Annotated in this window: 25 protein-coding genes and 1 tRNA gene; 13 read left to right on the top strand and 13 right to left on the bottom strand. The window is 70.5% G+C overall.

Annotation, left to right across the window (positions count from 1 at the left end; genetic code table 11):
- Positions 1-290: 290 nt before the first annotated feature.
- Both HNR73_RS11770 and HNR73_RS11765 read right to left on the bottom strand, forming a co-directional pair.
- Entirely contained in the window at positions 291-665 is a 375-nt protein-coding gene (locus tag HNR73_RS11770) for a PH domain-containing protein (protein ID WP_184787393.1), read from the bottom strand.
- Between the two features lie 99 nt (positions 666-764).
- A complete protein-coding gene (locus HNR73_RS11765) occupies positions 765-1,682 on the bottom strand; it encodes a haloacid dehalogenase-like hydrolase (RefSeq protein ID WP_184787392.1) in 918 nt (305 codons plus the stop codon).
- Positions 1,683-1,841: 159 nt separating this feature from the next.
- Here HNR73_RS11765 and HNR73_RS11760 point away from each other — a divergent pair, with 159 nt between their 5' ends.
- Complete coding sequence (locus tag HNR73_RS11760) at positions 1,842-2,852, top strand: GNAT family N-acetyltransferase (RefSeq protein WP_184787391.1); 1,011 nt, start codon at positions 1,842-1,844, stop codon at positions 2,850-2,852.
- 8 nt (positions 2,853-2,860) lie between these two features.
- Here HNR73_RS11760 and HNR73_RS39040 read toward each other — a convergent pair whose 3' ends face one another.
- Entirely contained in the window at positions 2,861-3,688 is an 828-nt protein-coding gene (locus HNR73_RS39040; RefSeq protein ID WP_203686869.1) for a DoxX family protein, read from the bottom strand.
- Between the two features lie 73 nt (positions 3,689-3,761).
- On the opposite strand from HNR73_RS39040, the gene HNR73_RS11745 reads away from it, so the two are divergent.
- Entirely contained in the window at positions 3,762-4,640 is an 879-nt protein-coding gene (locus tag HNR73_RS11745) for a sigma-70 family RNA polymerase sigma factor (protein ID WP_184787390.1), read from the top strand.
- Here HNR73_RS11745 and HNR73_RS11740 read toward each other — a convergent pair.
- From HNR73_RS11740 to HNR73_RS11730, 3 genes are all read right to left on the bottom strand, one after another.
- Positions 4,637-5,428, bottom strand: a complete 792-nt coding sequence (locus tag HNR73_RS11740) for a thioesterase family protein (protein ID WP_184787389.1) — start codon at positions 5,426-5,428, stop codon at positions 4,637-4,639. The two genes, HNR73_RS11745 and HNR73_RS11740, sit on opposite strands and share 4 nt — an antisense overlap.
- A gap of 154 nt (positions 5,429-5,582) precedes the next feature.
- Positions 5,583-5,792 (bottom strand): hypothetical protein, encoded by a 210-nt coding sequence (locus HNR73_RS11735; protein ID WP_184787388.1) that lies wholly within the window; start codon positions 5,790-5,792, stop codon positions 5,583-5,585.
- 249 nt (positions 5,793-6,041) lie between these two features.
- Positions 6,042-6,647, bottom strand: a complete 606-nt coding sequence (locus HNR73_RS11730) for a hypothetical protein (protein WP_184787387.1) — start codon at positions 6,645-6,647, stop codon at positions 6,042-6,044.
- A gap of 116 nt (positions 6,648-6,763) precedes the next feature.
- On the opposite strand from HNR73_RS11730, the gene HNR73_RS11725 reads away from it, so the two are divergent.
- The 5 genes from HNR73_RS11725 to HNR73_RS11705 are packed head-to-tail and all read left to right on the top strand — an operon-like array spanning position 6,764 to position 11,751.
- Positions 6,764-7,123: an ArsR/SmtB family transcription factor gene (locus HNR73_RS11725; RefSeq protein WP_184787386.1), complete on the top strand. Its 360-nt coding sequence runs from the start codon at positions 6,764-6,766 to the stop codon at positions 7,121-7,123.
- The gene (locus HNR73_RS11720; RefSeq protein ID WP_184787385.1) at positions 7,120-7,749 is read left to right on the top strand and encodes an SRPBCC domain-containing protein; all 630 of its coding nucleotides are present in this window, start codon (positions 7,120-7,122) and stop codon (positions 7,747-7,749) included. The genes HNR73_RS11725 and HNR73_RS11720 overlap by 4 nt, the downstream gene beginning before the upstream one ends.
- Before the next feature lie 10 nt (positions 7,750-7,759).
- A complete protein-coding gene (locus HNR73_RS11715) occupies positions 7,760-8,662 on the top strand; it encodes a TolB family protein (protein ID WP_203686864.1) in 903 nt (300 codons plus the stop codon).
- A 22-nt stretch (positions 8,663-8,684) separates the two neighbouring features.
- On the top strand, positions 8,685-10,304 hold the full coding sequence (locus tag HNR73_RS11710) for an Hsp70 family protein (protein WP_184787384.1): 1,620 nt from the start codon (positions 8,685-8,687) through the stop codon (positions 10,302-10,304).
- Positions 10,305-10,320: 16 nt separating this feature from the next.
- Entirely contained in the window at positions 10,321-11,751 is a 1,431-nt protein-coding gene (locus HNR73_RS11705) for an outer membrane protein assembly factor BamB family protein (RefSeq protein WP_184787383.1), read from the top strand.
- A 9-nt stretch (positions 11,752-11,760) separates the two neighbouring features.
- Here HNR73_RS11705 and HNR73_RS11700 read toward each other — a convergent pair whose 3' ends face one another.
- The 5 genes from HNR73_RS11700 to HNR73_RS11680 form a co-directional block, all read right to left on the bottom strand.
- Positions 11,761-12,003: a hypothetical protein gene (locus HNR73_RS11700; protein ID WP_184787382.1), complete on the bottom strand. Its 243-nt coding sequence runs from the start codon at positions 12,001-12,003 to the stop codon at positions 11,761-11,763.
- 1 nt (position 12,004) lies between these two features.
- Positions 12,005-13,207 carry a hypothetical protein gene (locus HNR73_RS11695; protein WP_184787381.1) on the bottom strand — a complete coding sequence of 401 codons (1,203 nt, stop codon included), beginning with the start codon at positions 13,205-13,207 and terminating at the stop codon, positions 12,005-12,007.
- Between the two features lie 179 nt (positions 13,208-13,386).
- A tRNA-Val gene (locus HNR73_RS11690) sits at positions 13,387-13,458 on the bottom strand.
- A gap of 69 nt (positions 13,459-13,527) precedes the next feature.
- Positions 13,528-13,992: a peroxiredoxin gene (locus tag HNR73_RS11685; protein WP_184787380.1), complete on the bottom strand. Its 465-nt coding sequence runs from the start codon at positions 13,990-13,992 to the stop codon at positions 13,528-13,530.
- A 58-nt stretch (positions 13,993-14,050) separates the two neighbouring features.
- On the bottom strand, positions 14,051-14,479 hold the full coding sequence (locus HNR73_RS11680) for a DUF3052 domain-containing protein (RefSeq protein WP_184787379.1): 429 nt from the start codon (positions 14,477-14,479) through the stop codon (positions 14,051-14,053).
- 217 nt (positions 14,480-14,696) lie between these two features.
- Between HNR73_RS11680 and aceE the strand changes: the two genes are divergently transcribed.
- On the top strand, positions 14,697-17,435 hold the full coding sequence (aceE, locus tag HNR73_RS11675; RefSeq protein ID WP_184787378.1) for a pyruvate dehydrogenase (acetyl-transferring), homodimeric type: 2,739 nt from the start codon (positions 14,697-14,699) through the stop codon (positions 17,433-17,435).
- Between the two features lie 84 nt (positions 17,436-17,519).
- Here the strand turns inward: aceE and HNR73_RS11670 are convergent, their stop codons facing one another.
- Positions 17,520-18,794: a hypothetical protein gene (locus tag HNR73_RS11670; protein WP_184787377.1), complete on the bottom strand. Its 1,275-nt coding sequence runs from the start codon at positions 18,792-18,794 to the stop codon at positions 17,520-17,522.
- Between the two features lie 175 nt (positions 18,795-18,969).
- Between HNR73_RS11670 and HNR73_RS11665 the strand changes: the two genes are divergently transcribed.
- Entirely contained in the window at positions 18,970-19,695 is a 726-nt protein-coding gene (locus tag HNR73_RS11665; RefSeq protein ID WP_184787376.1) for a VOC family protein, read from the top strand.
- Here HNR73_RS11665 and HNR73_RS11660 read toward each other — a convergent pair.
- Positions 19,692-20,552 (bottom strand): GNAT family N-acetyltransferase, encoded by an 861-nt coding sequence (locus HNR73_RS11660; protein WP_184787375.1) that lies wholly within the window; start codon positions 20,550-20,552, stop codon positions 19,692-19,694. The two genes, HNR73_RS11665 and HNR73_RS11660, sit on opposite strands and share 4 nt — an antisense overlap.
- A 76-nt stretch (positions 20,553-20,628) precedes the next feature.
- Between HNR73_RS11660 and HNR73_RS11655 the strand changes: the two genes are divergently transcribed.
- From HNR73_RS11655 to HNR73_RS11640, 4 genes are all read left to right on the top strand, one after another.
- A complete protein-coding gene (locus HNR73_RS11655; RefSeq protein ID WP_184787374.1) occupies positions 20,629-21,168 on the top strand; it encodes a GNAT family N-acetyltransferase in 540 nt (179 codons plus the stop codon).
- Between the two features lie 73 nt (positions 21,169-21,241).
- A complete protein-coding gene (locus HNR73_RS11650; RefSeq protein ID WP_184787373.1) occupies positions 21,242-21,568 on the top strand; it encodes an ArsR/SmtB family transcription factor in 327 nt (108 codons plus the stop codon).
- Positions 21,565-21,774 (top strand): hypothetical protein, encoded by a 210-nt coding sequence (locus HNR73_RS11645; RefSeq protein WP_184787372.1) that lies wholly within the window; start codon positions 21,565-21,567, stop codon positions 21,772-21,774. The genes HNR73_RS11650 and HNR73_RS11645 overlap by 4 nt, the downstream gene beginning before the upstream one ends.
- 119 nt (positions 21,775-21,893) lie before the next feature.
- A complete protein-coding gene (locus HNR73_RS11640) occupies positions 21,894-24,035 on the top strand; it encodes an MMPL family transporter (protein WP_184787371.1) in 2,142 nt (713 codons plus the stop codon).
- The last annotated feature ends 35 nt before the right edge of the window (positions 24,036-24,070 follow it).

Raw genomic sequence — 24,070 nt, 5'->3', positions numbered from 1 at the left:
GCTGTGCCGAGATTAGGGGCGCCCGGGTGGCTTGTACAGACGTGTCCGCCACTTCGTTACCGGCGAGTAGCTTTGGGCCGGACGTTTTCGCACGCCACGGCACGAAACCCCGGAGGCGGCTGTGACTCGAATCACTGCAACCGAAACGATGGTCGAGTCGTCCACAAGCGACCGTCCACCTTGTTGCCGGGCCGGGATCGCGACGACACCCCCGATCCCGCCGACCGTCCCCTGTGGACGGCGAAGGCCCGCACGCGATACGCGTACGGGCCTTGATGCCGGGGATCCGGCTACACGGTGATGTAGTGCAGGATCACGTTGTGGGCGTGCTTGGTCTTCTTGTCACCCCGGAAGTCCACCTCGTAGATGTGCTGCCCGACGTGGACCGCGATCGAGCCCGAGGAGAAGAACTGCCCGGCGATCGAGCGGTTGCTCACCACGCTCACCGAGCTGATCTTCGAGTAGGGGACGCTGGTCAGCGCCTCCTTCTTGCCGACGAAGGACTTGTCCATCACGATCACGCGACGGTCGGTCAGGCCGATGAAGCCCGTGCCGAGACCGATCGCGTCGTAGACCGCGATGATCTGCTCGCCTTCGAGGAGCGCCTCCTGGACCTGCTTGAGCTGTTCCTTGCGGTCGTAGATCGGCTCCACCTGCGTGGTCATCGCGCACCCTCTCGTCGCCCGGTCAACCGCGCCACCGTACTTTGGGCGCGCAAAGGGCGGCAACCGCTGTGCGTGAAGGGATGCGCACTCCCGGCTCGGTCAGAAGACGGTGTCCCAGTCGTCGCGCACGCTGATCAGCGTCCAGCCCTCGGTGTTCGCGTGAGCCAGGGCGTCCTCGGCGCCGACGGTGTAGGAGAACTCGCGGGCGGCGTCGTCGTGGTCGACGAGCAGGCGCAGCGCCGGCAGGCCCTCCCCACCGGTGAAGCGCAGCAGCGGGATGTCGCCGTTGGAGTTGCCGACGGTCAGGATCGGCCGCCGCCCGACCCGGCTCCAGAAGCGGCCCGGCTTCTTCGCGCCCTCGTCGAGGAACTCCATGCCCTCCTTGCAGAGCCGGCGCCCGTCGTCGCGGTAGCGCACGCCGGAGGTCCCGCCGACGACCCGCTCGGGCGGGACGCCGTGCAGGCGCGCGGCGAGGGGCCGCGCGAAGTCGCGGTCGCCACCGGCGGCGATGTAGCAGGTGAAGGCGTTGGAGTCGAGGTACCGCAGCAGTTCCCGCATCGGCGGATAACCGCAGTGCAGGTACGGGCGCTGGAGCACCGGGTGCGCCGCCGAGGACAGGAAGAGCGCGACCTCGTCGGCGAAGGCGCCGACATCGACGCCGTCGAAGGCCGTGCCGACCGCTTCGGCCACAGTGGACAGGTCGGTGTCGTCGCCCCGGTAGTGCCGCGCGACGGCCTCACCGAACCAGGTCAGGTCGTTCTCGGCGGCGGCCCGCCAGGGCTGCCTCCCCCGCACCGACGGGTCCTGTTTCGCGCGCTCGACGAAGCGGCGGGTGAGGAAGTCGAGCTGTACCGGCAGCGGCTTCTCGCACCAGAGCGTCCCGTCGCTGTCGAAGGCCGCCACCCGCAGTTCGGGCTCGACGAACTCGCGCGAACCGGGCGTCGTGACCCGCGTGACGAAGCCCGTGATGGCCAGCCACGCGACACCGTGTCGCCAGCCGTTGCCGAGTGTGTTCATCGCCGGATCCCCCATGACGTTGTGTGCCCCAGCCCTCCTCCATCATCCACAATCGACGGCCGTGGCGGGCACGGTCGGCGCGGCGGGCGAAAAAGCGCTCGCCCTCCCCGCCGCCGTCCCGCAGGATCGGTCGACGTTCCCACGCGACCGAAGGACCCCATGGACATCCGCCAGATCGACCCGCACGACGACGCGACCTTCACCGACTGGTACGCGGCATTGCGCTCCGGGCTCGTCGCCGGCCGTACCGCACCCATCGTGTTCGCCCGCGAAGAGGTATCCGCCTCCCTGCGCTCCCCGAGCCCCACCAAGAAGCGGCTCCCCTTCGCCGGATTCCACGACGGCCGCATCGTCGCCGGGATGATCCTCGACCTCCCGCAGGCCGAGAACCTCGATCTCGTCGAATGGACCCTCGCCGTCCCGCCGGAACATCGCGGGCACGGGCACGGCGCCGCCATGTTCGCCGAGGGCCTCGCCCACGCCCGCCGCCTCGGCCGCACCGTGCACAACAGCGAGGTCGACGTGCCCGCGGGCCAGGCCCTGGAGGACAGCCCCGGCTCCCGTTTCGCGCTCGCCCACGGCTTCGCCAGCCTGCACACCGAGGACCGGCTCGTCCTCGACCTGCCCCTCGGCGACGGCGAACTGGAGCGGCTGCGCGTCCACTCCGCCGTCGCCCACGACGACTACGAACTGATCACGTGGGTGGGCGCCTGCCCCGACGAGCTCATCGACGGCTACGCCGAGATGCGCACCATCATGGGACACGAGGTCCCCACCGGCGAGATCGAGCACGAGGTGATCGTGTGGGACGTCGAGCGGCTCCGGACCGGCGAACGACGCCTCGCCGCACAGGGTTTCGCGTCGATCACGACCGTGGCGCGGCACACGAGCGGCCGCTTCGCCGGTTACAGCCTGATGTTCGCCGGCGAGCACAGCCCCGAAGGCGTCTACCAGGACGACACCCTCGTCCTCGACGGCGACCGCGGGCACCGCCTCGGCGCGGCCTTGAAGGTCCGCAACCTCGAAGAACTCGCCGCGCGCTTCCCCGAGCGCCGCCACGTGCACACGTGGAACGCCGAGAGCAACGACGCGATGCAGCACATCAACGCCGACTTCGGTTTCCGCGCGGTGGAGACGATGCACGAGTTCGAGCTGCGCGACGAGGGGTGACGAGGGCGTCAGGCACGGCCGGTGCGCACATCACCGAGCACGCGGTCCGGCGGGCGCGCGGCCCACGAGACGAGCACGGTCAGCGCGAACAGCGACGTGTACACCACGTGCCACGACGCCGACCCGGAGAACGCGTGCGACACGGCGGCGCCGGTGAAGTTGAAGAACGCGCCCGCGTAGGCCCATTCCTTCAGCCGCCCGAACCCCGGCGCGAGGAACGCCGCCGTGCCGAGGACCTTCCACGCCCCGATGATGTAGAGGAAGTAGGGCGGGTACCCCAGCGCCACCATCCCCGCGAGGGTCTCCTCGCGATGGAGCAGGTCGGCGATGCCACCGCTGAACAGCGCCCCGACGAAGGCCACGGTCGTCACCCAGTAGACGACCGTGGTCGCGGTACGGCGGGCCGGGGCCTTCGGCAGGAGACGCGCGAAGGCCCGCCCGTACGGCGCCGGATCCCGCCGGGACTCCGGACGCAGCGCCCACGACACCGCGGTGATCAGGGCGAAACCGAGCGGCCCGAAAGCCGCGGCGGTCTCGCCGACGGCCAGGTGCGAGACGAAGGCCCCCGAGTATACGAACACGACGCCCGCGTAGACCCACTCCTTGAGCCGCGGCAGTCGCGGCAGGATCAGCACGATCGCGCCCGGGATCTTCCAGACCCCGAGCAGGACCGCGACGTACCAGGGATAACCGAGCCGGACCTCCAGCACGTCACGGACGTAGTCGGTGCGCAGGACGTCCCAGACACCGCCGAGGGCGGACTCCGCGGCGATGATCAGTGTCGCCGCCCAGTACCCGTAGGCCCGGAGGCGCGAACTCTCCACTGCTTCGATCATGATTTGCTTGGCTCCTGTCGGTCGCGATGTGGACGCTCACCCCACTGACGAAGCCCGACGGGAGAACCAGACCGTGCACGAGAAGGAATTTCTGGCGGCGCGCCTCGACGAGCAGCGCGGCCACCTGCGGGCCGTCGCCTACCGGATCCTCGGCTCCCTCAGCGAGGCCGAGGACGCCCTGCAGGAGACCTGGCTGAAGGCCTCCCGCGCCGAACTCGGCGAGATCGACAACCTCCCCGGCTGGCTCACGACGGTCCTCGGCCGCGTGTGCCTCGACATGCTGCGCGCCCGCAAGGCCAGGCGGGAAACGCCCCTTGACGACGAGCCCGCCCCCCTCGTGCGGCTCGTCCACCGCGCCGACCCCGAGGAGGAGGCGCTGCTCGCCGACTCCGTCGGGCTGGCGATGCTCGTCGTGCTCGACACGCTGTCGCCCGCCGAACGGATCGCGTTCGTGCTGCACGACATGTTCGCGGTGCCCTTCGAGGAGATCGCGCCGATCGTCGACCGCGGCACGGCCACGACCCAGAAGCTCGCGAGCCGGGCCCGGCGGCGGGTGCGCGGCGGCGACGCCGGACCCGACCCGGACCTGGCCCGGCGCCGGGCCGCGATCGCGGCCTTCCTGGCCGCCGCGCGGGACGGGAACTTCGCCGCCCTGCTGGAGATGCTCGACCCCGACGCGGTCTTCCGCGCCGACGCGACCGCCGTCACGCTGGGGTCCCGCGCCGAGCTCAAGGGCGCGGCCGCCGTCGCCGAGGCATTCTCCGGCCGGGCACAGGGCGCCTGTGCGGCCCTGCTGGGCACGGCCGCCGGCATGGCCGCCGGTGTCGTCGTGGCGCCGCTGGGCAGGATGTCCATGGTGCTCGCGGTGACCTTCGCCGGCGACCGGATCACCGCGTTCGACGTGATCGCCGACCCCGCGCGCCTCGCCGGCGTGACCGTCGCGGCGGGCTAGGACGAACGCGGCCGGATCGTCAGCGCCTGCCTGGCGTAACCGAAATGGCCGCGTGTGTCATGCAGCGCGCTCGCCGTGACGCCGAGTCCGGCGGGCCCGAAGACGACGGTGGTGTCGAGGCCGAGCCACTCGCCGGACGGCTGCCGGAAAAGATGGATCGTCAGGTCCAGGTTCGGGAACAGCCACACGTCGGGGCTCTCCCGCACCGACAGCCCGTTGGCCGTGTCGACCAGGCCCATGAGCCTGGCCAGGTCGCTCACCGGCTCCCCGGCCACGATGGACGCCGAGGTCCGCACCCAGGAGGTCCCACGTCCCGGTTTGGGTACGGCGACCGGGCGCACGTCGAGGGAACGGATGTACCCGCCGGGCCACACGCCGGTCAGGTCGAGGGGTTCGAGCGTCTCCGGGGCGGGCAGCGGATCGGCCTCGCCACCGGCCACGGCGGCGGTGTCGGTCACGATGGAACGCCAGACGCGGGCGTGCACGGCGCTGCGCCCACCGGACACGACCGTGACCTCCAGCAGTTCGATGGTCCGGCCCGGGCGCACCACGTCGACGGTGACCTCGAAGTCGTCGAGGTCGAGCACACCGAGGATGTCCACACCGACGCGGCTGATCGCCATGCCGTCGTCGCCGCGCCCGGCCCGGAAGCGCTCGACGGCGTGCACGATCAGGCCGTTCATCGGGCTGATGTGCTGCTCGGTCGTCCGCCAGGCGCCGCCGGTCAGGGGAGTCGGGCGGAACCGGCGCTCGTCGAGCCGGACGAAGTAGGCGTCGTCGGTGGTCACGGTGTCTCCGGTTCGGTCGGACGGTCGCTCGACCGAACGTATGCGAACGCGGCCCGCCCCGGGCGGATGTGTCGCCCGAAGCACAACGACCGGCGCGAGAAAAAACGCGCGGCCGGGCTCACGCCCGCGCCACGCGTCGTCGTTTACCGGCTCGTCAGCCGCGCTCGTCCCGGCCGGCCGTCTCCGGCCCCACCGCGTCGAGCGGCGTCGGCGGGGTCGTGCGGAGCTTCTCGCCGATGGCCTTCTCGGCGCGCGGCGACTTCTTGCGACGCTTACGGTGCTTGGCGACGTACGCGCCGGTGCCGACGGCCGCGGTGCCGAGCACGGCTCCGGCGACGACGGCCCACCACTTCTTGACCTTCAAGACTCGGCCCCCTTCGTTCAGCGCCAACGTACCGCCGACCTGCGACATCCGCCGGACGTCCGGACGAGGCGGCCTCCGCCGCGAGAACCGGTACATGCTGACAAAAGGGCCCGCCGAGAACAGCCTTCCCGGAGAGGTTTCCGCAGGTCAGGCGAGTGTCAAGGTCAACTTCGCGAAGACGTCGGCCGAGCCGGGCCATAGCTGAACCTCTGTGCCCGATGTCACCGGTCCGGGGGACCGCCGATAGAGCTAGATCACTCCCGCGAGCAGTGTCCGCGCGGTTTCGGCGACCGCCTCCCCGGCCTGTTCGGCCGCGCCCGGATGCACGTAGTAGTCGACCCAGAACAGGTCGGCGCCCCTCCGCGCGACGACCGACCCGTGCGCGGTGCCGCCCTCGCCCTCGTCGCTGTAGGCGGCGCACGCTTCGTCCCCGAGGCCGGGCAGACCGCTGCTCGGCCCCGCCGTGAACCCGGCGGCGCACTCGCTCACGAAGGTCTCCCCCGCCCGGTCGGGCCCCGAGGTGAAGCCGATCTGGCCGTAACGCAGCAGCCGCGCGCGCAGGAAGCCGTAGTCCTCCGAACCCGCCGGACGACCGTCGGCGGTCGAGTGGACACAAGAGGCGTCGGGGCCCGAGGTGTAGGTCGCCTCGGCCTCGACCTCGTCATGCGGCACGAGACGCACGGGCAGGTCGCCGAGCACGACGCACAGGTCGGGTGCCGCCGCGGGCGGATGGTCGCGCTCGGCGTCGCGCTGCACCAGAAGGTAGACGGCGAAGGCCGCACCGACCACGACGACCACCACCAGGGGGATCAGGCATCCCCACCGGGGACGTATCGGTTTGCGCGTGCCGGGCATCTCGCCCCTTTCGTCAGGGAGAGCCTAGGGCGGGGCGGCAAGGCCGGTGGTCGTGTGGGCACAACCAACTCTTCTAAGCCGTCACTTATATAAGTGAGCAGTGATACAGTGCCTTCATGCACGCCTTCGATGTGCTCGGCGACCCGGTTCGGCGACGCATCCTCGAACTGCTCGCCGAGGGCGAGCTCAGCTCGGGCGCCGTCTGCGCGGTCATCCGCGCGGAGTTCGGCATCTCGCAGCCGGCCGTCTCGCAGCACCTGCGGGTCCTGCGCGACAACGGCTTCGCCGTCGTCCGGCCCGCCGGCACGCGTCGCCTGTACGCGGTCCGGCACGAGGCCCTCCGCGACGTCGACGAGTGGCTGGAGCGCTTCCGGCGCTTCTGGACTCCGCCGCTGGCCGCGCTCGCCACCGAAGTCGCCCGGGGTAAACGTCGGCGGCGCCTCGCCGCCGAGGACAACGAGAAGGAGACACCATGAACGTCGACGTCGACACGCAGATCAGCGCCGTGACCCGCAAGCTCGGGGACCGTCCCGGTGAGGACGGGGAGCTGCTGGAGATGACGATCAGCCAGGCCTACGACACCGATGCCGCCGACCTGTGGGACTGCGTCACCAACGGTGAACGCATCGCCCGCTGGTTCATGCCGGTCAGCGGGGATCTGCGGCTCGGCGGGAAGTACCAGCTCGAAGGCAACGCCGGCGGCACGGTCGACAGGTGCGACCCGCCGCGCTCGTTCAACGCGACCTGGGAGTTCGGCGGCGGGGTGAGCTGGATCGAGGTCGTGATCACCGCCGAGGACGACGGCCGCAGCCGCTTCACCCTCGTCCACACCGCGAAGGTCGACGAGCAGTTGTGGGACGTCTACGGGCCGGGCGCGGTCGGCGTCGGCTGGGACGGGATGGTTCTGGGGCTCGGGCTCTACCTGGGCTCCGGCGAGGCGAACGACCCCGCGGAGGCCGAGGCGTGGTCGGGCACCGACGAGGGCAGGCGCTTCACGCGGCTCAGCAGTGACGCGTGGGTCGAGGCGGCGATCGCCTACGGCCGCGACCCGGAGAAGGCACGCGCGGCGGGCGAGAAGACGGTGGAGTTCTACACGCCCTAAGGTCGTGCGCGTGACGACCGGAACGAACATCCGCCCCCTCCGTCCCGGGCAGCGCGCCCGCCTCCTTGTCGGCGACGTCGAGGGCGGTCCCACGAGGCTCGTCCACGAGTGCGCGGGGAGCGCCCTCGAAGCGCCGAACTGGTCGCCGGACGGGCGGTGGCTCGTCTACAACCACGACGGGCTCCTGTACCGGATCGCCGCCGACGGGTCGGGCGGTCCGGAACGCATCGACACCGGCGGGGTCACCGACGCCAACAACGACCACTGCCTCTCCCCCGACGGGGCCACCGTCTACCTGTCGGCGGGCGACTGGCACATCCACGCCGTGCCCTTCATCGGCGGGGAACCCCGCCGGGTCACCAACGAGCACGCGCCGGGCCCGTTCCGGCACTTCCTGCACGGTGTCTCCCCCGACGGTTCCACGCTCGCCTACGTGGGCGTGGAACCATTCGAGGGCGACGAGTGGGGCTACCGCAACATCTTCACGATTCCCGCCGGGGGCGGCGCCGACACGCGCCTGACCGACTCCGCCGCACCCGCCGACGGACCCGAGTACAGCCCCGACGGCGAGTGGATCTACTTCAACTCCGAGCACGGCGCGAAGGCCCCCGGGCACGCGCAGATCTTCCGGATGCGGACCGACGGGTCGGGGCTCCAACAGCTCACCGCCGATGAGCGCGTGAACTGGTTTCCCCACCTGTCCCCCGACGGTTGGCACGTCCTCTACGTGAGTTTCCCGCCCGGGACGCTCGGGCATCCCGCCGACGTCGAGGTGATCCTGCGCGTGATGGGCCCGGGCGGTGAGGACCCACGGGACGTCGTCGCGCTGTTCGGCGGGCAGGGCACCCTCAACGTCAACGGCTGGGCCCCGGATTCGCGCCATTTCGCCTTCGTCGACTATCCGGCGGTGTGATCGAACCCCCTAGGATTTCGCGGTGACCGCAACGCGATTGGCCGTCGACTACGGCACCTCCAACACCGTCGCGATGCTCGATTTCGGTGACGGCCGGATCCGGCCGCTGCTGTTCGACGGCTCCCCACTGCTCCCTTCCGCGGTCTACGCCCAGGCCGACGGCGACGTGCTGACCGGCCGGGACGCGCTCCGCAGCGCCCGGCTCGAACCCGCGTGCTTCGAACCGAACCCGAAACGGCGCATCGACGACGTCGAGGTCCTCCTCGGCGAGCGCTCCTGGCCGGTGCTCGAACTGGTCGCGCGGACTCTCGGGCGTGTCGCGGCGGAGGCGACGCGGACGGCCGGGCCGGTGTCGTCGCTGGTGATGACCTGCCCGGTGGAGTGGGGTCCGGTGCGGCGGCGGGTGCTGGCCGAGGCGGCCGAACGGGCGGGGCTGCCCCGGCCGGAGCTGCTGGCCGAGCCGGTCGCGGCGGCGGCGTACTTCGCGGCGAAGCTCGACCGGGAGGTCACCGGCGGGCGCAGCGTCGTCGTCTACGACCTCGGCGGCGGGACCTTCGACGTGTGCGTGGTCCGCCGTGACGGGACGGGTTTCAGTCCTCTCGCCTACCGGGGTGTCGACGACTTCGGCGGCGTCGATCTCGACGCGCTGGTCGTCGAGCAGATCGCCGGTGCGATCCGGCCGGCCTCGCCCGAGACGTGGAGCCGCCTCGCCGCGCCGGGAAATGCCGCCGACCGGCGGCATTTCCGCGCCCTGTGGGACGACGCGCGCGACGCCAAGGAGGCCCTGTCGCGGCAGTCGAGCGCGCAGGTCTTCGTGCCCCTCGCCGACCGTGACGCGCAGGTTTCCCGCGAGGCCTTCGAGTCCTCGGCGAGCGAAGCGCTCGGCCGGACCGTCGAGGTCACCCTCGCGACCGTCCGCGAGGCGCAGGTGCGGCCCTCGGACGTGGCGGGGCTGTTCCTGGTCGGCGGTTCGACGCGCGTGCCGATGGTGGCGACACTGCTGCACCGGCGGCTCGGGATGGCGCCGACCCTCCTGGAGCAGCCCGAGACGGTCGTCGCCGAAGGCGCGCTCGTCGCGACCGCGACCGCGACGGTGACGGCCTCGGCGGCCGTGGAGGCCGCCCCGCGGTCGCGTCCCGCGCCGCTCCCCCTCGCGCCCCACTACGCGCAGCCGATCCCGCGTCAAGCCGCGGTAACCGAGCAGGACCCACCGGTGGAGGCCCCTCGGGTGGCCGGTCCCGAAGGTCCCCCGCGCGAGGAACGAAAGCTCTCGCGCTGGATGGTGCCGTCCATCGGCATGGCCTTGGCCCTCATGGGCGGGACGCTGCTCATGGGCACGCCCTGGGCGCCCGGGGCCGGGCAGGTGCCGCTCATGATCGCCGGCTGCGCCGTCGGGTCCACGTTCTTCCTCGCCGGCGGGATCATGACCTGGTTCACGCCGAGACTGCCGTCGGGGGCGCGCTTCTGGGTGCCGGCCGGATACCTGCTGTTCGCCGCCTTGTGGCTCGCCGCTCCGCTGCTGGAATCCCGGCTCCCCGCCGGTGCCCTGCGGGTGTCGGCGGCGATCCTGGCCGGCACCGGCGCGGTGCTGGCGCTGGTCACCGCGGCGACCCTGAAGGCGGGCCGCGAAGCACGACGTTGAGATCTACGATGCGTGGATGCCCGAAAGTCACATCGACCTCGACGTGCGCGAACCCGACGCCGAGACGCCCGGGCGACGTCGGCCGCTGATCTTCGCCGCCGTCGGCTTACTGCTCGCCGGAAGCGTCGCCTGCGGCCTGGCGCGCCGCCCGCCGGAGGAACCGGAGACCGCGCACCTGGTCGAGGCGGCCCCGCTGTGGACGGCCGCCGTCGACGAGGCCCTCGGGGAACCGCACGTCGCCTCCTTCAGCGAGGAAACCGTGCTCGTCACCGCACAGCGGGGGCTGGTCGCCTACGACCGCGCCACGGGTGCCGTGAAGTGGCAACGGCGGCTGGAGGAGCTCATCGCCTCGCCTTACGACGGCGAACTGAACCGGGACGCGGCCGCCCGTGTGGCGACGGTCGTCGGCGACGCCGTCGTCCTCGACGCGCAATGGGCCCTGGAGGCCGGGTGCAGCGACTACCTGGTGCTCGACCTTGCGACGGGCGCGGTCCGTTTCGCCCTGAAGCCCGGTGACGACGCCCAGTGGTTCCAGGGCCGGGTCACCTCCGGGGGAATCGTGTCCGTCGACTGCGACCGCGACGTGTGCGTGACCTCCGCACACGACCTCGCCGACGGGTCGGTGCGCTGGGCGCTGACGCACGCCGCCGGCACCCAGATGGCCTGGCCGGCGCGGTACCCGGCGTGGGAGCACCACGCGCCCGGCGGGCGGATCCAGCCCGACGTGGCCGCCGTCGGCGACGAACCCTCGTACCTGCTGTTCGTGGACCCCGAGCGGACCGCCCACGTCGAGGCCGTCGACATCGCCACCGGCGAACTCGCCGGTGAGTGGACCACCGACGTGGACACGGCCTCGAACTACGTCGTCGTGGGCGGCGCCGTACTCGACGCCCGGCCGGGGCGGGTGCGGCGGATCGACCCCGTCGACGGCGGCGAGCTGTGGCGCATTGACACCTTCCGCGAGGACTCCCTGCTAAGCACCGACGGGGTCCTCCTCGCGGGCGGGAAACTCCTCGACAGCGCCGAGGACGGCACGCGCACCCGCTGGATCGACCTCGCCGACGGCACCGCCGGCCCCGCGTACGCCGCCGAGCACCCCGTCGTGCTGCGCTCGGGTGTCGGCGTCGTCTCCGACGCGGCAGGCGTCACGGGCGTCGACCTCCTCACCGGCACGACCCTCTGGCACACCGCCGTCCGTCCAGGACCATGGGAGACCTTCCGCGAACGCGACGCCTTCGCCGATGACGACACGCTCGTCCTCGTCGGCCGCCTCGGCGCCGAACAACGCGCGACCCGCTGGATCTACACCGTCGATCTCGCGACGGGACACGTGCGCGGCTTCGGTGGCGCCACCGCCGTCGGCCACGACGGCGGGCAGGCGCTGACGTCGAGTTTCCCGTGGGAGCGGCCCACGGAGTACACGGTGAGGCTGGTGGAGGTCGGGTAGGCCCGTCCGTCAGCTGAGCGGCCGCAGGCCGAGACGGGAGCGGGCACTCGACTGGAGCAGCCACAGCAGTTCTTCCGTGCGCGCGGCGGCGGCCTCGTCGGTCACCTCGGCCACGTCGCCGGATCGCCACGCCGCGAGGACCGCCTCGCCGATCTCCCGCGGAGTCCGGTCCACGAGCCGGTCGGGGTTGACGGCCAGGGTCGGCAGGCCGTCGGAGCCGGTGCGCAGGCCGGTGTCGATGTCGTCGGTCATGTCAGTTCGTCCACAGCAGCGGCGGGAAGTCGCGGTCGCTCAGGCTCTCCAGGCAGAGCTTGATCGCGGGCTGGACGCCGTCGGTGTACCGGTCGACCGCCCTCTTGACCGACAGGCACCCCATGACGAGGAGTTCCAGGCCGTTCCACAGCAATCCGAGGGCCGCGGGGCCACGGATCCGGTCCCACAGCGCCGACGCCGCCAGCGCGCCCTTGACGGCGTTGTACAGCGCGGTGCCGTCGGGGGGTTGCCCCAGCGGCCGCTCAACGCCGGGGATCGAGGTTACGACGGTGATGAAGGGGACCAGCTCGTTGCCCGCGACGATGGCGGCCAAGCCCGCCTTGAACTGGAAGGCCGTCATCGCCGCACAGAACGCGATGTCGTCCAGGGCGGCGAGCGAGTCGGTGTTGAGGCGGCCGAATTCCGGGTAGCCCTCGTTCTCGACGGAGACCTCGAAATTGCCGATGTGGATCCGGGCCAGCTCCGCGGCCGAACCGTCCCAGGTGACCTGGACGTCGTCCATGCCCCGGCCCGTGTTGTCGGCGACGGCGGCCGTCGCGGCCCGGAACAACTCCCCCGCGGCCACGGCGTTGGCCAGGCCCTCCCACGGGCCCTGGTAGGCGAGGATGTGGTCGTCGAGGTCGATCCCGCAGCTCTTCAGCCAGTTCTTGGCGTCGGCGAACGGCCCCCCGCTGCCCATGGCGGTCAGCAGCCCGTCGAGGGGAATCCGCGGATCGCTGTGGTAGATGCCGGCGTAGGCCTCGTCGTAGTCCCCCGACCGGTGCTCGAACGGTCGCGAACTCTGCTCGGGCGCGTTCCGCTGCGCGTTGTCGTTGTCGTCTTGGCCTTCGGCGTAGACGTCGTCGACCTTGCGGCGGTTGTCCTCGTCGGCGTCGGCGTAGGCCTCGGCGATCTCCTTCAGAGCGAGCGAGTAGTCGCGCAACCTGGTCTCCGCGGCGTTCAGCGTCTTGCGCATCTCGCCGAGCAACCGGTCGTGGTCGGCCGCCCAGACGGACGTGATGTGCCCGTGCATGCCCAGGACGTGCTCGGCGCCGCCGCCGTCGCCGCCCCCGGCGCTGTTCCAGGCCAGGTCGCCGAGGTACCCGAAGACGCGGGAGGCGTCCGCCTCGCTCGTCAGCTTGAGCTGCCGGGCGTAGGCCTTGAGGTCCAGTAGATCGACCGCGAAGGCTCCATCGGTGGGCATCGCACGGCTCCTTTCGGTTCGTCCGGCCTCGACGATCTCTTGGAGCGCCACAAATACGCCACATTCCGGCCACGATGAACCACGACGTCCGGGAGACGACGGGCACAAAAAGGCCGCCGCCTCCATCTATCGAGGTCAACGGCCGTGCATACCCCACTCACGGATGCTGGGGGAAAGTGTGCGCGCGGCAGGTTTCGAACCTGCGACCCTCCGCTTGTAAGGCGGATGCTCTCCCACTGAGCTACGCGCGCCGGGGTCGGACAAGCCTACCCACCGGCTCCCGGGCGTCGCCGCCTGGGAGCCGGTGGGTGGCCGGTGGTTCAGGCCGTGAGCTCACCCAGGGCCTTGGTCCAGGCGGTCTGGTCGCGAGGCTCGCCGGGGAGGTTCATCTCGGCGAAGCGGACGACGCCTTCCTTGTCGATCACGAAGGTCCCCCGGTTGGCGAAGCCCTTCTCGTCGTTGAAGACGCCGTAGGCGGTGGCGACTTCGCCGTGCGGCCAGAAGTCCGACAGCAGCGGGAAGTCGAAGCCCTCGCGCTCGGCCCAGACCTTGTGCGTGAACGGCGAGTCGACGCTGACGGTGAGCACCGCCACGTCGTCGCTCTGGTACGCCGACAGGTTGTCCCGGACACCGCACAGCTCGCCCTCGCACACACCGGTGAAGGCGAGCGGGTAGAAGACCAGCAGGACGTTCTTCTCACCGCGGTAGCCGGCGAGGTTCACCTCCTGGTTGTTCTGGTCCTTGAGCGTGAAGTCAGGGGCCTTTCGGCCCACCTCGATCGGCATGCTCACTCCTCTGGGGGATTCGGTCGTCGGTCACGGGGGAGCCTACGTCCGGCGCCGGTCAGCGCCGTCCGCCTTTCGGGCTCACCAGACGCGTCGCGATCCAGTCCTTGCCGGCGTTGACGTTCGAGGTCTGCTGGAGACCGACCGTCTGCGCCGCCTCGGCGATATCGCTGGGCTCGATGTGGCCGTCACGTCCCGCTTTGGGCACGAGCAGCCATACGACGCCCGACTCGGCGAGGGACGTCCGAACGTCGACCAGCACGTCAACGAGGTCGCCGTCTTCGTCCCGCCACCACAGGAGCACGGCGTCGACGACCTCGTCGGTGTCCTCATCGACGAGCTCCTCGACCCGTTCGATGATCGCGTCGCGGAGGTCTTCGGCCACGTCATCGTCGTAGCCGACCTCCATAACGACCTGTCCCGACTCGATGTTGAGCCGGTCCGCCAGGCTCTGGACTTCGCCCGCCTGGCCAGCCGTCGCGCTCACAGTGTGGTGCCTCCTTCAAGTACGCATGGGTTCTTTCGGTCATCGCGCGCCCTGAGAATAGCGAAAGACCGCCCATGCGTGGTTGAGGAATGCCCGCCAGCCCGACGTGTGGTCGCCGTCCCAGTAGATCGGGTCCTCACGCTACCGGTCGCGGCCACAAGAGGCAGGATGGGGAGCGACACCGTAGTCCACATCGTCGAGTAATGAGGGAACGCCCGTGTCCACCGAACGTAAGCGCCCGGTTATCAGCGACGGTCTGCCAAGCCAGCTGCCCGACATCGACCCCGCGGAGACCGCCGAATGGCTGGAATCCCTGGACGGCCTGCTCGACGAGCGCGGCCGGCAGCGAGCACGGTACGTCATGCTGCGGCTGCTGGAGCGTGCACGGGAGCGTCAGGTAGGCGTCCCCGCGTTGACCAGCACCGACTACATCAACACGATTCCGCCGGAACGTGAACCCTGGTTCCCCGGGGACGAGCACATTGAGCGCCGGATCCGTGCCTTCATCCGCTGGAACGCCGCGATGATGGTCCACCGCGCGCAGCGCCCCGGCGTCGGTGTGGGCGGTCACATCTCCACGTATGCCTCCTCGGCGAGCCTGTACGAGGTCGGTTTCAACCACTTCTTCCGCGGCAAGCAGCACCCCGGCGGCGGCGACCAGATCTTCATCCAGGGGCACGGCTCCCCGGGCATCTACGCCCGCGCCTATCTTGAGGGCCGGCTCACCGAGCACCAGATGGACGGTTTCCGCCAGGAACTGTCCCACCCGGGCGGCGGCCTCCCGTCGTACCCGCACCCCCGCCTGATGCCCGATTTCTGGGAGTTCCCGACGGTCTCGATGGGTCTCGGCCCGCTGTCGGCGATCTACCAGGCGCAGTTCAACCGCTACATGCACCACCGCGGCATCAAGGACACCTCTCAGCAGCGCGTGTGGGCCTTCCTCGGCGACGGCGAGATGGACGAGGTCGAGTCGCTCGGCGCGATCCACCTGGCCTCGCGCGAGGAGCTCGACAACCTGACCTTCGTCGTCAACTGCAACCTCCAGCGCCTCGACGGGCCGGTCCGCGGCAACGGCAAGATCATCCAGGAGCTGGAGTCGATCTTCCGCGGCGCCGGCTGGAACGTCATCAAGGTCGTCTGGGGCCGCGAATGGGACTCGCTCCTGGCCGCCGACACCGACGGTGCGCTGGTGAACCTCATGAACACCACGCCCGACGGCGACTACCAGACGTACAAGGCCGAGTCGGGCGGCTTCGTCCGGGAGAACTTCTTCGGTCGCGACCCGCGCACGAAGAAGATGGTCGAGGCCTACTCCGACGACGAGGTCTGGGGCCTCAAGCGCGGCGGACACGACTACCGCAAGCTCTTCGCGGCCTACAAGGCGGCGACGGAGCACACCGGTCAGCCGACGGTCATCCTCGCCAAGACCATCAAGGGCTGGACGCTCGGTTCGCACTTCGAGGGCCGCAACGCCACCCACCAGATGAAGAAGCTCACCGCCGACGACATCAAGACCTTCCGCGACCGGCTGTACATGCCGATCCCGGACTCGGACCTGAGCGACCCGTACCTGCCGCCGTACTTCCACCCGGGCACCGACTCCGACGAGTACCAGTACGCCATGGAGCGCCGCAACGCGCTCGGCGGCTCGGTCCCGTCGCGCAACACGACGGTGATCCCGCTGAACCTGCCCGAGAAGAGCGTCTACGACGTCGTCAAGCGCGGTTCGGGCAAACAGAAGGTCGCGACCACCATGGCCTTCGTGAGGCTCCTCAAGGACCTCATGAAGGACAAGGAGACCGGGCAGCGGTGGGTGCCGATCATTCCCGACGAGGCGCGCACGTTCGGTATGGACGCGATGTTCCCGACGGCGAAGATCTACTCCCCGCACGGCCAGAACTACCTCTCGGTGGACCGGGACCTGTTCTTGTCGTACAAGGAGGCCGAGAAGGGGCAGATCCTGCACCTCGGCATCAACGAGGCCGGGTCGACCGCGGCGTTCACCGCGGCGGGGACGTCGTACGCGACGCACGGCGAGCCGATGATCCCGATGTACATCTTCTACTCGATGTTCGGGTTCCAGCGCACCGCCGACTCGCTGTGGGCGGCGTCGGACCAGATGACGCGCGGTTTCCTGCTCGGCGCCACCGCCGGGCGGACCACGCTCAACGGTGAGGGTCTCCAGCACGAGGACGGGCACTCGCTGCTGATCGCGGCGACGAACCCGGCCGTGGTCGCCTACGACCCGTCGTTCGGGTTCGAGATCGCGCACATCGTCGAGGACGGCCTGCGCCGCATGTACGGCGAGAAGCAGGAGAACGTCTTCTACTACATGACGGTGTACAACGAGCCGATCTTCCAGCCGGCCGAGCCCGAGGGCACCGACGTCGAGGGCATCCTGCGGGGCATGCACCTGTACGCGCCCGCCAAGGGGCACCCGAACCTGCCGCGAGTACGCCTGCTCGCGTCCGGGACGGGCATGCAGTGGGCGCTGAAGGCGCAGGACCTGCTCGCCGCCGACTGGGGCGTGGCCGCCGACGTGTGGTCGGTGACGTCGTGGACGGAACTCCGCCGGAACGCCGTGGAGTGCGAGGAGCACAACCTCCGCCACCCCGACGTCGACGCGAAGGTGCCGTACGTGGCGCAGCGCCTGGCCGACAGCGACGCGCCGGTCGTCGCGGTCAGCGACTTCATGCGGGCCGTGCAGGACCTGATCGCGCCGTGGGTGCCCGCGCCGTACCTGTCGCTGGGGACCGACGGCTTCGGCCAGTCCGACACGCGGGGTGCGCTGCGCAGGCACTTCAACGTCGACGGCGAGTCGATCACCGTGGCCGCCCTGCAGCAGCTGGCACGGGCGGGCGTCGTCCCGGCCGAGGCGGCCGTGCAGGCGGCGAAGAAGTACGCGATCACCGACGTCACGGCCGCGGACGCGGGCGAGACCGGCGGGGATTCGTAGGCGGGTCTCGCGAGGCCGCGCGCGTGCGCGGGCGCGGTGAGCGGTAGTGGTTGCGGAGGGCGGTCCGGGAGGGCCGTCCTTCGCTTATGTTCGGCGCCGGTTCGAATGTGCGGGGAGGACCGTTGTCATGTCGTTGATCCATTCCGGCTCGCTCGGACCTCGTCGTGGCGGATCGGCACCCTCGTACTTCCACTTGTCGTTCGGTGCGGCCGCCGCCCCAATGCCGAAACACCACCCGGTGACAGTCCGGCGCCAGGCGTACCACGACTGGCCGTCGTCGGAAACAACGAGTGTGAGGTCAGGCGCAACCGGGAGACCTTCACCCGAGTAATCCTCTGGGTGCCGGTCGACCAGATCGGCCAGGTACCTCTGACCATTCCGGTAATGCCCCAACTGACGGTTGAACAGCAAGGTCAGCACCCGCTTGGTGCGGTCGAACTCACGACGGTCGAGCCTGCGACCGCGCTCATCGAGCTCATCTGTACCCGCGTACCTCTCGGCGCGTCGAGCCTCTTCTTCACGTTCGTGGCGTTCACGCGCGGGCGCCGCGCAGAAATCGTCGATCACAGCCATCGCCTCCTTCCAGCCGGTGGCGCGCCCGAGCTCGTAGGCCCAACGATGACGGAATGCCGCGATCCGGCGAAGCCTCAGATGGAGCCGGACGATGAACGCGAGTCGCACGGTCCAGGGGATGCTCTTCCTGCCCGTGGATGCCTTGGCGTGGCTGAACGCCACCCCGTGCTCCAGATAGATGGCGAGCGGGAAGACGAACGGGATCAAGGCGACGCCGAGCCAGATGGGAAGGACGAACTGCTTCCAGGTGGTCTCCCAGTTCACGGTGGGCCACTGGGCGATGAGCTGGAGGATTGAATAGGCCAGCATTGCCCCGAAGATCAACAGCAGAATGTTCTTGGCCGATCTTTTCGCCGCGAGTCCCACTGACGGTTCGAACATCATCAACACGCAGCAGATCGCTACGACCTGAACGACGAGCTCGACGGCCGGCGGGAAGACGAAAACGCTCACCAGCGCCACGGCCATCGCTGAAAATCCCAGCGGGTCGAGTGTCAGGCGAAGGAAGTACCGGCCGTCCTTTGCCGCTTTGACCGAGCTCAGAAATATGCCGAACCCACTGAACAGCAGCCAGAACAGAGTCGCTCCCCAGAAATCCCAGCGCCACAAGCCCGTCCGCAGGCCGAGGAGTACCTCAAGTGTGAAATAGCCCAGGAACAGCAGAACCAGGGGAAGGACCTTGACGAAGGCTCGGCCCAGAACGCGCGGTGGCCCACCACGGACGAGCCCGAACGCGATCAGAACGGCGATGAGGAAGAGGGCGACGATTTCACGGTGGTTCGGCATCAGACCTCGCAGGCACCGGGAATCCAAACGTCCCCCATGCCTGCCTCACCGCCTCGTGTGATCGGCCGGTCCTCCGGGCAGCCGAGCAGCCCTCATGGCCCCGAAAAGCCCCCGCACGCGTCTTCTGCGCCCCCGGAACCACCCTCACGACCGCGAACCCGCATAACATCCCCCCATGCCCCTGCGCCCCGTCCAGGTCAACGTCAAGGCGCGCGAGGCCGCGGCCCTCGGCCGGTTCTGGGCGGACGCCCTCGGCTGGCGCGCCCATCCCGGTGAGACGGTCTACGTCGCGCCGCCCGGGCCGTTCGTGTGGCCGGACCCCGACGGCGGCATCGGGATCGACGTCGTCGGCGTGCCGGACGTCAAAGGGGCGGCGAAGAACGGCGTCCACCTCGACCTCGCGTCCGCCTCCGCGACCGGCCAGACAGCGCTGGTCGCGCGGTTGCGGGCGCTCGGCGCCACGCCCGTCGACGTCGGCCAAGGCGATGTCCCCTGGGCCGTCCTGGCCGATCCGGAGGGCAACGAGTTCTGCGTCCTCGAACCCCGCGACGTCTACCGTGACACCGGGCCGATCGCCGCGATCGTCGTCGACTGCGCGGATCCGCGCGCGATGGCCCGGTTCTGGGGTGCCGCGATCGACTGGCCGGTGCACGAGGTCAACGACGACTTCGCGTCGCTGCGCTCCCCCGTGGCCGTCGGCCCGTACCTGGAGTTCCTGCGCGTGCCCCATGACCGGGCCCCGAGCCGTCTCCATCTCGACCTGCTGCCGTACCCGGGGAGCGAAGGCGAGGTCGACCGGCTACGCGCGCTCGGCGCCACGCCCGTCGACGTCGGCCAAGGCGAGGTCCCGTGGACCGTCCTGGCCGACCCCGAGGGCCACGAGTTCTGCGTCCTCGCCTAGACCGCCTGCGTCACCGGCGCCCAGACGCGGGCGTCGCCGGGCACGTCCACGCCGTCGAGGCTCATGTACGTTCCGTCGAAGCGCGGCGCGATGCCGTGCGAGGCCGTCCACCGCCGCAGCCCGGAACGCGAGTGCAGGACGTCGACGCGGAGTTCGGCGTCGGCGGCCAGCGCGATGTCGGCGATCAGGACCGTCGCGGTCGCCAGGTCGTCGGCGACGACGGGCCCGATGACGAGCTGGTGGGTGTTGCGCCAGGCGGCGGCGTAACCGCGCACGCGCCCGTCCTCCTCCACCACCCGGAAGGCCTCGGAGCGGCGGTGCAGGGCCGTCAGGAGCGCCGTACGGTCCAGGCCGTGGGCGTCGCGGTCGTAGGCGAGGATCTCGGCGACGTCGCGCACCGGCCGGGTCGCCGGTCCGTCGGGCCGCGGGCCGGTGAAGTGCCCGTAGTGCGAGCTGTTGACGTCGATCGCCTGGAAGCCGAGTTTCTCGTACAGCGGCCGCCCCATCTCGGTCGCGTGCAGCGACACGACACCGTCGGCGACCGACAGCGCGTGCGTCATCATCCGGCGCCCGAGTCCGCGTCCTTCGAACCGCGACGCGACGAGCACCATCCCGATCGCCGACGCCTCGGCGCCGTAGCGGGTCAGGGTGTAGCAGCCCGCGAGGCCGCCGTCGGGGGCGTCGACGCCGTAGACCTCGCAGGCGTCGAAGAGCAGGTGCCACTTCGGCTCCTCGCGTCCCCACTCGCGGTCGGCGGCCAGGTCCATGCAGGCCTCACGGTCGTCTTCACCGGTGAGGCGGCGGACCGGCACGGTCGCCGGGTCGGTCCACAGCGTCCGCAGTGGGTCTCGCTCCACGTCGTTCTCCTTCTGGGTCGGCAATGGCGAGAATAGAGCTCCCCACTCGCTTGATCCACTCGATTAGGAGTGCCCCATGGAGACCTACGGCGCCGACATCCTCGACATCGCCGACGAACTCACCGACACCTACGTCGAGGTGTTCACGGCCCCGCCCTGGGACGACCGCGATCCCGAAAAGACCCGCGCGGCCTTCCGTGAACGCATGGAGACCGACGTTCCCCGCCCCGGTTTCCGCGGTTTCGTGGCCCGCTCGGCCGACGGCATCGACGGTTTCGCGACCGGCTGGACCACCCTCGCGCCGTTCCGCACCGACCGCTCCTACGGCCAGGTCACCGAACTCCTCGGCGAGGAGCGTGTGTCGAAGCTCATCGTCGGCGCCTTCGAGGTCGACGAGCTGGCCGTGCGCGAACGCGCCCGCGGGACCGGGCTGGGCCGCCGGCTCCTGGAGACCCTGATCGCCGACCAGCCGAGCGGCGCCTGGCTGCTGACCGCGCGCAAGGCCGTCGACACCATCGCCTTCTACGAGCGGGTCGGCTGGCACCGTCCCGAACCGCTCCCGGGCGTCGTCAACGACATCGTCGTGTTCCTGTCCCCCGGGCACCCCGGGCTCTGAAAGCTCGGGGTCATCCCCGATGTCCCCCGGCCCGGCACCTGCTAGATTCTCTTGGCATGTGCCGGGTTTTGCTATGAGCGATCTGTCGCCGACCGGCGACGAGCTCGCGCGCCTGCTCGCCACGCTCGCCAATCCGCACCGGATGCGGGTCGTGGCCGCGCTGGCGCGCGAACGCCACTACGTCTCCGACCTCGCCCGGAGGCTCGGCATCAGCCGTGCCCTCCTCCAGCTCCACCTCAAGAAACTGGAGGCCTGCGGCCTGGTCACCTCGACGCTGGAACTGTCCGGTGACGGCAAGGCGATGAAGTTCTACGAACTCGCCCCCTTCGACATCCACCTCACCCCCGAGACGGTCGCGCGGGCGGCCGAGGACCTCGCGCAGGAAGGAAGCCCGGAATGACCGGCAACGACTGGATGGAGGTCATCGGCGCGATCGGCGTGTTCACGCTGCTGATCTCGACGGTCCTGGTGACCGTCTGGCAGATCAACGCCAACCGCCGGGCCAGGCTCGCCCTGGCCGCCCAGCGCGAGCGCGACGACAAGGAACTCACCGAGCTGCGGACGCGCCTGGAGCGCGTCGAGGACATCCTCAGGCAGGTCGACTGAGCTCCTGACCAGGCCGGTCCGCCGAGTTGCAGCTCGGCGGTCCGGCGGCGAAAGGGATCCACCCCGCCCTCGGGCGGGTCTTCAACGCGTCACCCCTCCACCTGGAAGGACAGCACCTCATGCTGCCCGAAAGCAAATCGGGCGCCGTCCTGGCGCCGCCACGCCCTCCCGCCAAGGAGGCCTTCGTCGACCGGATCGCCGGCTGGTCGGTGCGCCACCGCGTCGTCGCCGTCACCGGATGGTTCGCGCTGGTCGTCGTGGCGCTGCTGGCCGGTGCGCTCGTGCCCGGAGAGAACGCCAGGGCGACCGATCCCGGCGAGTCGGGCGTCGCGCAGGACGTCCTGCGCGACGAGAACGTCGACGACCCGCCACTGGAGAGCGTCCTCGTGCAGCCGCTGAACGGCTCGCAACCCGACCTCGCGGCCGTCACCGAGCTCGCCGACACCCTCCGCGCCCGCCCCGACCTGGCCGCCGACGTGCGCGCACCCCTCGAAGGCGCCCACCCCGACCTCCTCACCGGCGCCTCGGCCCTGGTCACCTTCCGTGTCGCCGGTGCCCCCGAGGCCGTCCGCGACAACTTCGAGGCCGCGACCGCGCTGGTCGGCGACGTCGCCGCACGCCACCCCGGCACCCGGCTCGCGCAGGCCGGGGACATGAGCCTCTCCACGATCGTCGACGAGAAGCTCAAGGAGGACATGCGCAGTTCCCAGCACTTCTCGCTGCCACTGACCCTGGTCATCCTGTTCCTCGTCTTCGGCGCGCTCGTCGCCGCCGCGATCCCGCTGCTGCTGGCCGCGAGCGTCGTCGCGACCGGCTTCGGGCTGCTCGCCGTCCTCGACAACTGGATCCCCGTCAACAGCGCCAGCTCGGTGATGATCATGCTCATCGGCATGGCCGTCGGCGTCGACTACGCCCTGTTCTACCTGCGCCGGGTCCGCGAGGAGCGGGCCGCCGGACACGGACTCGACGCCGCCCTCAAGACCGCGACGCGAACCTCCGGCCGCGTCATCGTCGTCTCGGGCCTGACGGTGATGCTCTGCCTGGCCGGCCTGCTGTTCACCGGCCTCGACAACTTCCGCGGCCTCACCCTCGGCACCGTCCTGGTCGTCGGCCTCGCGCTGCTCGGCTCGGTGACGGTGCTCCCGGCGACACTGTCGCTGCTCGGCGACAGGGTGAACCTCGGCCGCCTGCCCTGGATCGGCCGCCTCCGCACCGGCGCGGGCGAGTCGCGCGCCTGGGCGGCGATCGCGCGGACGGTCGTGCGCCGGCCGCTGTGGTGGGGCACGGCGGCCGCGCTCGTGCTCATCGTCATGGCGCTGCCCGCCCTGAGCATGCGCCTGCAAAGCCCGGCGCCCACGGAGAGCCTCCCGTCGAGCGTGCCGACCATCGACGCCGCCGAACGCATGCGGGAGGCCTTCCCCGGTGCCCCGACGCCCGCGCGGATCGTCGTCTGGGGACCGCGAGCGCAAAGCGCCCTCACCATCGAAGCCGTCGAAGACCTTCGCGAACGCCTCGGCGTGCCCGTGACCACCGCCTCCGTCGGCGACGTGCTCATCGTCCGAGTCCCACTGCCCGGCTCCGGCAGCGACGAGGCGTCCAACACCGCCCTCGACCGGCTTCGCGCCGAAGACCTGCCCGCCACCCTCGGACGGGTCGACGGGGTCGAGTTCGCCGTCGCCGGCCGAACCGCGCTCGCCCGCGACTTCGCCGAGCGGGTCGGCGAGCGCATCTGGCTCGTGTTCGGGTTCGTGCTGGTGCTGGCGTTCGTGCTGCTGCTGATCGCGTTCCGCTCGGTGGCGGTCTCGGTGGTGTCGATCGTGCTGAACCTGCTGTCGATCGGCGCGGCCTACGGGATGCTCACCTGGGTCTTCCAGGACGGGAATCTGGCCGCACCGCTCGGGTTCGAGCCTTACGGCGGGATCCTGGACTGGTTGCCCTTGCTGTTGTTCGTGCTGCTGTTCGGGTTGAGCATGGACTACCACATCTTCATCCTCAGCCGGATCCGTGAGCGGCTGACGGCGGGCACGCCGGTGCGCGACGCCGTGGTCGGCGGGGTGGCGAGCAGTGCCGGGGTGGTGAGCAGCGCGGCGGCGATCATGGTGGCGGTGTTCACGGTGTTCGTGGCGCTGTCGGCTATCGAGTACAAGATGCTCGGGGTCGGGATGGCCGTGGCGATCCTGATCGACGCGACCCTCGTGCGCGGGGTTCTGCTCCCGGCGGCGATGGCGCTCGTCGGGAAACCGGCGGCTCGTCCGTCATAGCGGGGTGACGGGGGCGCGGCCGACTCCTCACCTCA

This window comes from Phytomonospora endophytica, from assembly GCF_014202425.1.
Classification (GTDB): Bacteria; Actinomycetota; Actinomycetes; order Mycobacteriales; family Micromonosporaceae; genus Phytomonospora; species Phytomonospora endophytica.
The sequence above is the reverse complement of the archived record's forward strand: the minus strand, read 5'-3'. Positions and strand labels throughout refer to the sequence as shown.